The 12,776-nt window shown below is 34.3% G+C and carries 14 protein-coding genes; 8 read left to right on the top strand and 6 right to left on the bottom strand.

Features of this window, described 5'->3' with window-relative positions:
- The first annotated feature begins 37 nt into the window (after positions 1-37).
- Positions 38-790, top strand: a complete 753-nt coding sequence (locus tag JVU85_RS01140) for a trypsin-like serine peptidase (RefSeq protein ID WP_021459610.1) — start codon at positions 38-40, stop codon at positions 788-790.
- 876 nt (positions 791-1,666) lie between these two features.
- On the opposite strand, the gene JVU85_RS01135 is transcribed toward JVU85_RS01140, so the two are convergent.
- Both JVU85_RS01135 and JVU85_RS01130 read right to left on the bottom strand, forming a co-directional pair.
- Positions 1,667-2,233 carry a TetR/AcrR family transcriptional regulator gene (locus JVU85_RS01135; protein WP_002508818.1) on the bottom strand — a complete coding sequence of 189 codons (567 nt, stop codon included), beginning with the start codon at positions 2,231-2,233 and terminating at the stop codon, positions 1,667-1,669.
- A 95-nt stretch (positions 2,234-2,328) separates the two neighbouring features.
- Positions 2,329-3,288: a DMT family transporter gene (locus tag JVU85_RS01130; protein WP_021459609.1), complete on the bottom strand. Its 960-nt coding sequence runs from the start codon at positions 3,286-3,288 to the stop codon at positions 2,329-2,331.
- Positions 3,289-3,563: 275 nt separating this feature from the next.
- Between JVU85_RS01130 and JVU85_RS01125 the strand changes: the two genes are divergently transcribed.
- The 3 genes from JVU85_RS01125 (at position 3,564) to JVU85_RS01115 (ending at position 6,643) form a co-directional block, all read left to right on the top strand.
- Positions 3,564-4,928 (top strand): amino acid permease, encoded by a 1,365-nt coding sequence (locus tag JVU85_RS01125; protein WP_021459608.1) that lies wholly within the window; start codon positions 3,564-3,566, stop codon positions 4,926-4,928.
- A 36-nt stretch (positions 4,929-4,964) separates the two neighbouring features.
- Positions 4,965-5,903, top strand: coding sequence for a nucleoside hydrolase (locus tag JVU85_RS01120; RefSeq protein ID WP_204171516.1), 939 nt, complete (start codon positions 4,965-4,967; stop codon positions 5,901-5,903).
- A gap of 158 nt (positions 5,904-6,061) precedes the next feature.
- Positions 6,062-6,643 (top strand): M23 family metallopeptidase, encoded by a 582-nt coding sequence (locus JVU85_RS01115; protein ID WP_204171515.1) that lies wholly within the window; start codon positions 6,062-6,064, stop codon positions 6,641-6,643.
- A 10-nt stretch (positions 6,644-6,653) separates the two neighbouring features.
- On the opposite strand, the gene JVU85_RS01110 is transcribed toward JVU85_RS01115, so the two are convergent.
- Together JVU85_RS01110 and JVU85_RS01105 are read right to left on the bottom strand one after the other, a co-directional pair.
- Complete coding sequence (locus JVU85_RS01110) at positions 6,654-7,304, bottom strand: DNA-3-methyladenine glycosylase family protein (RefSeq protein WP_107374046.1); 651 nt, start codon at positions 7,302-7,304, stop codon at positions 6,654-6,656.
- Positions 7,301-7,669: a DUF488 domain-containing protein gene (locus JVU85_RS01105; protein ID WP_021459605.1), complete on the bottom strand. Its 369-nt coding sequence runs from the start codon at positions 7,667-7,669 to the stop codon at positions 7,301-7,303. Before JVU85_RS01105 ends, JVU85_RS01110 begins: the two co-directional genes overlap by 4 nt.
- Before the next feature lie 170 nt (positions 7,670-7,839).
- On the opposite strand from JVU85_RS01105, the gene JVU85_RS01100 reads away from it, so the two are divergent.
- Both JVU85_RS01100 and JVU85_RS01095 read left to right on the top strand, forming a co-directional pair.
- Entirely contained in the window at positions 7,840-8,256 is a 417-nt protein-coding gene (locus JVU85_RS01100; RefSeq protein ID WP_002508811.1) for a 6-pyruvoyl trahydropterin synthase family protein, read from the top strand.
- 132 nt (positions 8,257-8,388) lie between these two features.
- Positions 8,389-9,432, top strand: a complete 1,044-nt coding sequence (locus JVU85_RS01095) for a PTS sugar transporter subunit IIC (protein WP_103388531.1) — start codon at positions 8,389-8,391, stop codon at positions 9,430-9,432.
- Positions 9,433-9,501: 69 nt separating this feature from the next.
- On the opposite strand, the gene JVU85_RS01090 is transcribed toward JVU85_RS01095, so the two are convergent.
- Positions 9,502-9,780 (bottom strand): hypothetical protein, encoded by a 279-nt coding sequence (locus JVU85_RS01090; RefSeq protein ID WP_002508809.1) that lies wholly within the window; start codon positions 9,778-9,780, stop codon positions 9,502-9,504.
- Between the two features lie 550 nt (positions 9,781-10,330).
- On the opposite strand from JVU85_RS01090, the gene JVU85_RS01085 reads away from it, so the two are divergent.
- Together JVU85_RS01085 and JVU85_RS01080 are read left to right on the top strand one after the other, a co-directional pair.
- Positions 10,331-11,077 carry an aggregation-promoting factor C-terminal-like domain-containing protein gene (locus tag JVU85_RS01085; RefSeq protein WP_002508808.1) on the top strand — a complete coding sequence of 249 codons (747 nt, stop codon included), beginning with the start codon at positions 10,331-10,333 and terminating at the stop codon, positions 11,075-11,077.
- A 156-nt stretch (positions 11,078-11,233) separates the two neighbouring features.
- Positions 11,234-12,391, top strand: a complete 1,158-nt coding sequence (locus JVU85_RS01080; protein WP_107374043.1) for an aminotransferase class I/II-fold pyridoxal phosphate-dependent enzyme — start codon at positions 11,234-11,236, stop codon at positions 12,389-12,391.
- A gap of 164 nt (positions 12,392-12,555) precedes the next feature.
- On the opposite strand, the gene copZ is transcribed toward JVU85_RS01080, so the two are convergent.
- A complete protein-coding gene (gene copZ / locus JVU85_RS01075; protein ID WP_002508806.1) occupies positions 12,556-12,762 on the bottom strand; it encodes a copper chaperone CopZ in 207 nt (68 codons plus the stop codon).
- Positions 12,763-12,776: the final 14 nt, after the last annotated feature.

Here is a 12,776-nt window from a genome sequence, read left to right as displayed (position 1 = left end):
CAGGAGTCTGGACTTGACTTAATTTTAAGGAGGAATTATGATTTTGAGAAAATTTATTACACGAGTCATGTCAATCGCGATTATGGCATTGGCAATTGTGTCTGGCAGCTTTGTATCACAGGCACAATCTACTTCTTATCCAATTAGCCAAGACGATAAAGAAAATACGCAAGAAGTCATATTACCTAATAACGATAGACATCAAGTCGAAAACACGACTAGTGGACATTATCAGGCGGTAGGCTATGCAGATTTAGGTCAAAACATAGCTACTGGAGTGGTTATTGGTGAAAATACAGTGTTGACCAATAAACACGTTGTGAACTTATCAAATGGTAATATGAAATTTTCACCTGCTGCTTCAGATGCCTCTACATATCCAAACGGTACATTTGAAGAAAAAAGTGCTGAACCTTATCCAGGGAATGCAGATTTAGCAGTAGTACACTTCGAACCAAATGAAAATGGGCAACATGTAGGAGATGTTGTGCAACCGGCAACAATCGGTGATGCAACACAAGCTCAGAAAGGTGATGATGTTACAATAACTGGTTATCCTGGAGATAAAGAATTAGCGACAATGTGGGAAAGTAACGGTCAGATTATATCAAATGGTGATGGTGATATGACATATGATGCGAGTACTTACGGTGGCAATTCTGGTTCTGGAGTCTTCAATAGCAGTAATGAATTAATCGGCATCCATTATGGTGGTGTTGAAGGACAAAGTAATAATGCTGTGCCTTTATCTGGCGACGTATTAAACTTTATTAATGAACATAATCAATAAGGAATAATCACAGTTATCCAAAAAGACGCTAAACATATATAAATAACTTGTTAGATTGTGTTAAAGAGGCTGGGACAATATTGATTTGTCCTAGTCTCTTTTCATATTGGTAGTAGTTGACTGTTTGGTATATTGGCAGTTTTTATGCACGCTTTCCGTGGGCACTGCCTCAGCCTGTATTCTTCGGCTAGTGCTTTACCCACAGGAGTCGGCATAAATCACTGCCAACAGGATATGGGTTATATGTATCATATGATTCGATAGGTCGACATTATCTCCTACTATGTAAATATACGAAAAAGCACTACTATTTTGACAAAGCTATATAAATAAAAAATAAACAAACTCTTCGCAAATTAATGCAAAGGATTTGTTTACGTTATGGAGGCTAGAACATCATTGATTTGTCCTAGTCTCTTTCCTTATTGGCAGTTAGCTGACTGCATTGAAATTGCGCTTCAAATCAAGCTTGTTTCAATGCTAGTCATCCTTGCCGGGGTGGGAAGACGAAATCTTTTTTATTAAAATTAGATTTCTGTATCACTCCATATTTTATTCGAAACCTCTTTTCATATGGGCAGTAGCTGACTGCATTGAAAATGCACTTCAAACCAAGCTTGTTTCAATGCTAGTCATCCTTGCCGGGGAGGGACGACGAAATCATTTTTTCAAANNTTCTGTCCCACTCCCTTTTTAATACTGTTAGCTTGATTAATGAAGTAAGATTTCCCGGGTTATCGCTTTATATTACATGCTACGCATAATAAATTATTAATAGTAGTGAGTATAGTTGAAGTCTCAAAAACCCTTCAAAGTCAATTTGTATAAAAAACTGCTTTAAAGGGTCGTTATGAGTGTTCGTCTAAATATTGAACGTTACTTAAGAATTTTTTGAGTTAGAAAGGGTAAAGATTTTTCGATATATACTTGTGGTGACTCATTACTTGTATAAAACCAGTGATGAGCAACACCATATAAGCCCCATGATAAAAAACGTGCACTTGTAGCTAACGTCTCACGGCTTTCACTAGGATGTTGTTGTTCAATTAAAGATAAAAAGATATCTTCTAATTCTTCTTTAATACGCTTTTCGACTATCTTACCATAGGCTTCACTGTTTAATTTACACTCTTCATGAGTACTTTGAATATAACTTGTAATCGTAATAAATATATTGCAAAGTGTGTCATGATTGAGCTCTGATGAAACATTAAGTGTACTGTTTAAATTTTTCAAAATTGTTTCCGACAAAGTATAATCCATAATATCGTATTTATCTATAAAATGAGCATAAAATGTTGCTCGATTGACCGTTGCTTCATCAGTGATATCTTTCACAGTCATGGTGTGTAATTCTTTTTCTTTGGCTATTTTTCTGAAAGCATCCATCAATAACTTTTTAGTTCTAATAATACGTGGATCTATATATTCGGTAGTTGTCATTTATAGTCGCTCCTTGAATATAGAAGTTAATTAAATTATGTTTATTTCAACAATCATTGTCAATGTAAGAGATTTATGTAGGTAAATACCACTATTTAGCTGTCTGCTTGTTTTTCTTGTATTAATCCGTTAGACATACTATAAATAATGATACCAAACATAATTATAATAATACCAATAATACTAAGTGGCGTTGGAAGTGCGATGCCGAGTAACAACATTTCTCCAATTAAAGTGAAAACAATTTCCATAGCTTGAGTCGATTCGACGGCAGCTAGTTTTGCTTGGTTATGTTTCACTAGATTAGTAGCATAAAAGAATAAAAATGTCGCAATTATGCCTGAAAAGATTGCTACAATAAATGATTGTAGTGTTTGTGATGGTGATGGTAATCCGTGTGATGAGACGCCTAGCACAAAAATAACAAGCCAAATAGGCAGTGTTACTAATGTCATACCGTAGATTCGTTCAAAAGTAGATAATTGATTATCTACTAACACCATCATTTTTCTATTCCCTAAAGGATAACAAAAGCCTGCAATAACTAAAGGTACTACTGATAATAAGAAAGTCGTAAATTTAATAGAAGTTGCGTTGGGAATTTGTACCAGAATTACACCGACAATCATAATGCTGGAAATAGCTACTGAACGCCACGAGATACGTTCACGTATCAAAATTGTTTGATTACGGTAATTAACTTGTTCGTAAAATAATGGTGCTAATAATAAACCACAAATAATAGTTAATTGCCAAGTAGATGAAATCAACCAGCCAGGACTATAATCTGCAACAAATGTTATAGGAACGTAAAAACAGACGAAACCTAATGTACTCCATAGTATCCAGGCACTCAAATTTTGACGTATATGACGATGTACATGACGGTGACGTTGGTGTATAGCGACAAAAATAAGAAGCAAAGGAAACATAAATATATAACGCAATGACGCGCTAAACATCCAAGAGCCACTATTATTGGACATTACATGATTTAATATAAAGGTAAATGAAAAAAATAATGCTCCTAAAACCCCAATTAAGATAGCTTTCATTAAAACACCTCGTTAATTATATTATTATTTTAAATTTATCACTTTATTCACTAATTGCAATAAATGTTTAATAAATAAATAATATGGTTTGAATACAAATAAACAACTACTTTTTTAAATACTAAAAATAAAATTTATGAAGGCGTTTTCAAAAATTAAAAAAAGGGAATAATATTTTATATTAACTGTTCAAAGGTAAGAATAGTTATAGGGGTATGAAGTGTGAGGTAAAATCATAATGATTTTATCTGTCTATTGTTACAAGGGGGAAAACAATGGAAACAAAATTACATAGAGAGTTAAGTAATCGTCATATTCAGTTAATTGCGATAGGTGGAGCAATTGGTACAGGATTATTTTTAGGGGCAGGTCAATCCATTCATTTAGCTGGTCCATCTATATTGTTAACCTATATAATTGTTGGCTTTGTCTTATTTATGTTTATGCGAGCAATGGGTGAAATGTTATTATCCAACACGAAATTTAATTCATTTGCAGACATAACTAATGAATATGTTGGACCACTTGCTGGTTTTATCACTGGGTGGACATATTGGTTAACTTGGACTGTATCAGGTATGGCTGAAGTTACAGCTGTTGCTAAATATGTGTCGTTTTGGGTGCCACAAATACCTAATTGGATCACAGCTTTAGCTTGTATTTTATTATTATTAGCGTTTAACTTACTAAGTACTCGAATGTTTGGAGAATTAGAATTTTGGTTTGCGATTATCAAAGTAGTTACTATTATCGCTTTAATAGTAGTAGGTATTGTAATGGTGGTAATGGCAGTAAAAACACCATATGGTCAAGCAAGTGTTAGTAATATTTATAGTCATGGCGGTCTGTTTCCGAATGGAGCTTCAGGTTTTTTAATGTCTTTCCAGATGGCCATATTTTCATTTGTAGGTATTGAATTGATTGGTATTACAGCAGGTGAAACTAAAAATCCACATAAAACCATACCACAGGCAATAAATAATGTACCATTTCGTATTTTAATTTTTTACATTGGCGCGTTAGCTGTTATTATTTCTATTATTCCATGGAATGAGTTAGACCCTAATGACAGTCCATTTGTAAGATTATTTGCTTTAATCGGTATCCCTTTTGCGGCTGGTATTATTAATTTCGTTGTTTTAACTGCAGCTGCTTCTGCATGTAATAGTGGTATCTTTTCTAATAGTCGAACGCTGTTTGGTTTAGCTGATAGAAAGCAAGCACCTGAAAGGTTAGGTATAACAAATCGCAAAGGTATACCAATGAATGCACTACTTGTTTCATGTGCATGTTTATCTATTGCGGTCTTACTAAACTATTTTATCCCTAATGCAACAGCAGTGTTTGTATATATCAGTACAGTTTCCACAGTATTGAATATAGTAATTTGGACGTTAATCACCCTAGCATATTATAGATATGCTAAAAAGTATCCACAATTACATGCACAAAGTAACTATAAACTACCTGGTGGTAAGATAATGGCGCTTAGTATTATCGTCTTTTTTGCGTTTATATTTTGCGTATTATTTATTAATCCAAGCACACGTATTGGCGTTATTTTAGCCCCTTTATGGTTTGTTATTATCACATTATTTTATTTCAAACAACGACACAAATTAAAACAAAATAAGTTGTAACATAGCAATTTATTGAAAAATATAGAGGTGAGTATAATGAGTGAAAAAATTATTATGGATTGTGACCCAGGACATGATGATGCCATTGCTATGATCTTAGCAGGCGCTCGAACAAGTCACTTGGAAATTTTAGCTGTGACTACCGTATCTGGTAATCAAGCAGTGAGTAAAAATACACGTAATGCATTGAATGTGTTAGATATTATGGGCAAAGGAGAAATTCCAGTTTCTATGGGTGCATCACGACCATTGATTAAGGAGCCATCATTTGCAGAAGAAATTCATGGTGTAACTGGTTTAGACGGTCCTAAGTTACCTGAAACACCACGCCACCATGCTACACCACATCATGCTGCAGATGTTATCATTGATGCTGTTAAAAATAGTGATGTGCCAGTCACAATTGTAGCCACGGGACCATTGACTAATATTGCGACGGCATTAATTCGAGATGCTAAAATAGTACAAAATATCAAATCAATCACTATAATGGGTGGAGGTACTTTCGGCAATTGGACGCCCACAGCTGAATTTAATATTTGGGCCGATGCTGAAGCGGCGCAACGCGTGTTTAATTGTGGAGCGAGAATTAATGTGTTTGGATTAGATGTAACACATCAAGTACTTGCTACAGATGATATTATTCAACGTTTTGCGCTGATTAATAATGATGTCGCAGGCTTTGTAGTTGAGTTACTGAAATTCTTTAAGTCTACGTATAAAACACACTTTGACATGGATGGCGGTCCTATTCACGATGCATGTGCAATTTTATATTTGATTAAACCAGAATTGTTCAAAATGCAACATACGCATATTGCTATTGAACATCATTCCGCACTCACATATGGTACGATGTCTGTCGATTTGAATAATGTAACTGATGGGGAAAAGAATGCTTATTTTGCTGTAGATGTTAATGTTGAGGCCATTTGGCAAGTGATGGAGCAATTATTAGCAGATTATAACTTGTAAAACCCTTTACCGTAAGTCGTGATTACTACTTACGGTTTTTTTAATACTTTATTCCAACTAAAGTATGAGTGGGATTTGAGGACTATTAACTAGCATTGCAAAGCTATAATAAGTATACTTAATGACCACAGAAATTTTAAGAAAGGTGATTTATCAACTTGAAAAATCATATTAACGCTATAGTTATATTTCTGTTGTTTTTAATTCCTTTATTTACAGTCATTTATTATTTTGAGCCAATTAAACATTGGATAGAGGATGTGAATGAAAAATATACTGTGACAGAAACAGGACAAGATTCAGAATCACAGCAATTTTTCAATTTTAGTAGAGAAACTGAGAATTTTGGTGAATACGAACGCAGTGATTTTGGAAATAACGCAAAACATTATGGTATAGATTATCATTTGGCAGAAGATACACCAGTAAAAGCTGTAACACATGGTACAGTTACGCGTTTATTTGATAATGAGTTTGGCGGTAAAGTGTTACAAATCACTGAAAGTAATGGCAATTATTATCAATGGTATATGCATCTAAATGATTATAAAGTCAAAGAAGGAGATACGGTAAAACCGGGGCAAGTTATTGCACTTTCAGGTAATACTGGTAAACAAACTACAGGACCACATTTACATTTTCAAAGAATGCAAGGCGGTATAGGCAATGATTACGCAGAAGACCCTAAAAACTATATAGAGCAACTACCAGAAGGTGAACGTAGTTTATATGATGCATAATTGTGACATATTAAAGTACATCAATATGATCATATTCTAAGTACCCGCGTCGGATGGCTTCCCATAAATAAAGCGCACCTATTGTTTGGCACCCAGTCCATCGTTGATTACATTGTTTTAAAGTTTCAGCTTTAGTTGTATTTGTTGGTTGATATAACCATTGAGCTGCACGTTGCAAACCGACATCTTTCACAGGAAGAATATCTATTCGGTGTAAGGTGAATATAAGATATATTTCCGCAGTCCATTGACCTATACCTTTCACTTGTGTCAAGTTGCGAGTGACTGCTGTGTTCGATAAATAAGGTAGCTTTTGGAAATCTATGTTACCAGCTTGCACATGCTCTAATAGTGCTATAATGCACTGCGTTTTCGCTCGTGATAATCCTAGTTCTTGTAGTTTTGTAGCTGATAACTTAGATAATGATGCTATTGACCAATCATCATTCACTGTCTCAGTTAAGCTTTGAAAAATCGTTTGTGCTAACTTTACAGTGATTTGTTGACCGATGATTGAGCGTATTATAGATTTTAGCGGACTTGGTCGCTTAGGAAATGTAATTGGCCCGATGTGTTTTATCAGTTTTGCCAGTTGCGCATCTTGTGTTATTAGTTGTTTAATACAAGGATGAGACAATTCAATCATATTTGAAGTTGTCATTGTGATAACCTCTCTTCTAAAAATGAACGTAATACTACAGCGTGATTATAAGTTTCATCTTTTGCCCCATACAGTAATAACAAATCATTGTCATTGTTTTTTAAGATGTCTTGAATGTTTTGGACTTCTGTTTTTTGTGCATCATTAGATTCTAGTTCCTTGAGATAAGAAGCTTTAAATTCTTCAAATTTATTTGGATCATGGTTAAACCATTTACGTAATGTAGGAGATGGGGCGATATCTTTTAACCAATAGTCTAAATTAGCATTTTCTTTTGATACACCACGTGGCCACACACGATCCACTAAGATACGAATGCCTTTAGATTGTTGTTTAGCATAGATTCTTTCGCATTTTATATGCATTTTTAAAACCTCCATGTAAGTAATAGTAATTGTCGCTCTTAACTGAATATAATATCTAGTATGTTAATTTCCTTCTTTAGTATGTTTTAATCATCGTAGTTAGTCTTGAAATTTACTATTTTGTATTTTGGGTATAGATATTATAAAGAAATAAAAGGAAGTGTTTTAACATGAATAAATTTAACAATGTTCAACCACCTAAACAATTTCAATATAAAAATCAGTCTGTTCGCATTAAAAATTATTATGAATTTAAATGTGATAATCGTATCTACTTTTCTCAAACGAAGCATATAGATTTAGCCATGCACACTTACAAGTTCGATATAGAAATCTTATCTCCAATTGACGATTATGGTTTAGCTTTAGATTTTAATGTAGTAGATAAAATTTATAAACAATATTTAGCACCGTATTTAGATAAACAATTACTCAATGAAACATTACCCGAGATGAATACGACTGCTGAAAATATTGCATTTTGGATTTGGGAACAATTTGAGCTTAACTTGCCAACTGGTAATACGTTGAAAAAACTTAATTTTTACGAAAACGCGACTCAAGGTTTAGTGTTAACAAATGAGTAAATACAATTATAGATTTTTTAGTAGACAAACACTCTATCAAATGTAGTTTAGAGTTAGTTAAAATAAATATTCTGAAAATTCAGAATGTATGTTATATTGATAGGTACATTTCATAATTTGGAGGTACCACACATGATTAAAGTCAGTCCTAAACAATTTTTATATAATGTACTTTCTGGGGTAGCTATTGCTATTATTGCGGGGTTAATACCTAATGCGATATTAGGCGAATTATTTAAAGTATTAGCACCTAAACATGAAATTTTTCAAATGTTATTACAAGTTGTGCAAGGCATTCAATTTACAGTGCCGTTATTAGTAGGTGCTTTAATAGCCATGCGTTTCCAACTGACGCCTCTGTCTACTGCTGTGGTTGCAAGTTCTGCTTTTGTAGGGAGTGGCGTAGCACAATTTAAAAATGGAGCAGTACTCTTAGTAGGGGTAGGAGATTTAATAAATACTATGCTTACTGCAGCAATTGCAGTGTTTTTTATATTAGTTATTGGGGAACGCTTTGGTAGTTTGACATTAATAATTATGCCAACATTTGTTGGTGTTATTGCTAGTTTTATAGGTTTGATTATTTTGCCTTATGTGCAATTAATAACTACAGGTATTGGAAATCTCGTCAATACATTTACTGATTTACAACCAATACTCATGTCCATACTTATAGCTATGGTATTTAGTTTTCTTATTATTTCACCTATTTCCACAGTAGCTACAGCATTAGCTATAGGTATAAGTGGTGTTGCAGCAGGTTCAGCTTCTCTAGGTATCGTAGCCTGTGAAGCAGCGCTAGTTGCAGGAACAATAAAGATCAACCGAGCAGGTGTGCCACTGACTATATTTTTAGGTGGCGTTAAAATGATGATACCTAACATGGTAAGGCATCCAATTATTTTATTACCAATCCTTACCACCGCTATTCTAACTGGTTTTGTTGGCGGATTGTTAGGCATTGAAGGAACAAAAGAATCTGCGGGCTTTGGAATTGTAGGTATGGTAGGACCTATAACATCCTTTAGATTGATGGATGGTTCACCATTATTAAATTTAATAACTGTCATCTTAGTATTTTTAGTGATACCTTTTATTATTGGTTTTGTAATTAATACTTTATATATGAAGGTTTTGAAATTATATAGTAGAGATATTTTTAAATTTTTAGCTTAGTGATTTGAGCATACAAATAGGGAAGTAACGTGAAGACGTTACTTCCCTGTTATCGTTTGGCAGAGTGTTTTAATGATTCATACGGCGTAGTACTTCATTTTGGAGTGCAAGTAAAGAATTGTTGAATTTAGTATTGTCATTTTCTCCCGCACTAGTAATGAGTAGATCTACAAGCTCTGTATTAGATTTTTGTCTGAATATAGCTTCATATTGGTTTCGTTTGTGCTTGTCAATTTGATAATATTGATCAGCACCTAAACCGCCTTCGTCTATCATTACAGAAATACTATTAGAGCGTGTTTCATTGTTTTTGTCTACTTTGATTAAATCTTTTTCATGAGCAACCATGTTAATCCCTCCCAAATATATCGTTATTCGTTTAACTAACAGGAAGTGCCAACTCGCGTTTATACCAAAGGAAACGTTTTCTCACTATTAGTGTAATATTACTGGTGCGAAAATACAATACTATTGCTTGGAATTTTGTGAATCTTGCTTTGGCTTACAGAAAAATTAGTAGATAGCTTAATAATTAGAGCAAAATTAGCGTCAGAAATATTACAAGAATGTAACAGAGTGAGACGTTGTAATTTTTCTGACAATAAATAAATTAGATTTGTAGTCATTTCAATGCTATTATGACAAGTTTGATTGAAGTGCTGGAAATGCTATTCTGTCAGGCGATTGTTATTCAAAGTAACAATTAGTAAATGATGTCATACAATGAACATGTTTTGTAAACGATTTGTTATTTGAGTGTAATACAAATTTGCTGGATTTATGGTATATTAATTCTTGTCGAAAAACAAATCGTTAAAAAATTGAAATTAGCACATACGAAATTTATAAACTTAAAATAGAGTTTTACGAAACAAAATATTGGAGGATTTATTTTATTATGAAAAAGACAGTTTTAGCATCATCATTAGCAGTAGCATTAGGTGTAACAGGATATGCAGCGAACAGCAACCAAGCTGACGCTTCTGAACAAAACATTGATAAAGCTCATTTAGCTGAGTTAGCATTAAGCAATGCTCAAGAATTAAATGAAAAACCAGTACATTCTGGTTCATATGACTATGACTTTAACTACAATGGTCATTCATTCAACTTCGAATCAAATGGTACTACTTGGACTTGGAGCTATGACGGCGGATCTTCAGCTCAAACATCAACAGATGTACAAGCACCTCAAGCACAAGCTTCAAGCCAATCTAACGCTTCAGTAGAAGCTCCTAAAGCAGTAGAAGCTCCTAAAGCTGAAACAACTAACGAAGTTCAAACAGAACAAACAAGTGCTTCAACTTCAGTTAAAACTGAAAGTGCTCCAGCACAAACAACTACAAAAACTTCAACTTCAGCAAGCACAAGCTCTTCATCAGCTTCAACTGGTGGATCAACTAAAGCTCAATTCTTAGCTGCTGGTGGTACAGAAGCTATGTGGAATACAATCGTAATGCCTGAATCAAGCGGTAACCCAAATGCTGTTAACGAATTAGGATACAGAGGTTTAGGTCAAACTAAAGAATCTTGGGGAACTGGTTCAGTTGCTGAACAAACTAAAGGTATGATCAACTACGCTAACGAACGTTATGGTTCAGTAGAAGCTGCGTTAGACTTCCGTTCTTCAAACAACTGGTGGTAAAATTTACCTCAGTATAAAGCTAAAGACTACTCAATTGAGTAGTCTTTTTTTAGTATTAATATGTTAGAATATTCAGATAAGTAAAAAGTAAGATGTATTGAACTTCATCACTATATCGGCACATTTCTGATATAAAGATACATAGGGGGAGTAATAATGGCAATGTCTGACAGATTAGCACAAATACCCGATAGTTATTTTGGTAAAACGATGGGACAAAAAGTGCCACATGGCCCTTTACCATTGATTAATTTAGCTGTAGGTATTCCAGATGGTGATACACCTGATGGAATCGTTAATAAATTTATCAAAGCAGTGCAAGAACCAGAGAATCAAAAATATGTAGCATTTCATGGTAAAGAGAGTTTGAAACAAGCGATAGTTGATTTTTATCAACGTCATTATGGTGTAGCATTAGATGCCAATACAGAAGTGTGTATTTTATATGGTACTAAAAATGGTTTGGTAGCTTTGCCAACTGTTATTGTAAATCCAGGGGAATATGTATTATTGCCAGACCCAGGTTATGCTGATTATTTAGCGGGTGTCCAGTTAGCTGATGCCATCCCTAAAAAGTTGAATTTAACAGCACCTGATTATTTACCAAAATGGCAACAAATATCACAAGATGTGTTGTTAAACACGCGGTTAGTATATTTAACTTACCCTAATAATCCAACGGGGTCGGTTGCTACGCTCGAGGTGTTTAAAGAGGCAGTTACGCAATTTCAGAATACCAAAACTAAAATTGTACATGATTTTGCTTATAGTGCGTTTGGTTTTGATAGTAAAAATCCTAGTATATTACAAGTAGACGGTGCAAAAGAGTTAGCAGTGGAAATATATTCTCTTTCTAAAGGCTATAATATGTCAGGTTTTCGGGTAGGTTTCGCCGTAGGAAATAAGGATATTATTCAAGCTTTGAAAAAATATCAATCACATACACATGCTGGCATGTTTGGTGCGTTACAAGATACAGCTACTTACGCGCTCAATCATTATGATGCATTTTTAGAACAACAAAATAATAAATTCCGACAACGACGTGATGATATCACACGTGCATTAGCTGACGTTGACATACCATTTGAACCAATGAGGGGTGGCATATTTTTATGGTTGAAAACACCTCCACACTTTGACGGAGAAGGATTTGTAGAATATTTGTTACAGGAACAATCTATTTTGGTTGCACCGGGTTTTCCATTTGGGGACAATGGTCATCACTATGTACGTATGTCTTTGGCAATTGATGATGAACAGTTAGCCGTGGCAATACAACGATTGCAAAGTATCGCACATTTATATCATTAAAAAGAGAGTGGGACAATATTGATTTGTCCCACTCTCTTTTTGTATTGGCAGTAGCTGACTGCATTGAAAATGCGCTTTAAACCGAGCTTTTTTCAACGCTAGTCATCCTTGCCGGGGTGGGACGACGAAATCATTTATTCAAAATCAGATTTCTGTCCCACTCCCTATTGGACATCATAACCTTGATCTTCAATTGCAGATTTCATATCTGTGACTTCAACTTGGTCGTTATCATAATCAACTTGGACATTACCAGCTGTTAAGTCAACTTTCGCAGTTGAGACACCAGATAATTTTGTTAATGCGCCTTCTACAGCTTGTTTACAATGGTCACAACTCATACCTTCAACTTGAATTGTTTCAGTTGTCATATGAATCACCTCCT

Source organism: Staphylococcus sp. GDY8P72P (assembly GCF_016890655.1).
GTDB classification, from domain to species: domain Bacteria; phylum Bacillota; class Bacilli; order Staphylococcales; family Staphylococcaceae; genus Staphylococcus; species Staphylococcus arlettae.
This window is presented reverse-complemented; position numbering and strand designations above follow the sequence as displayed.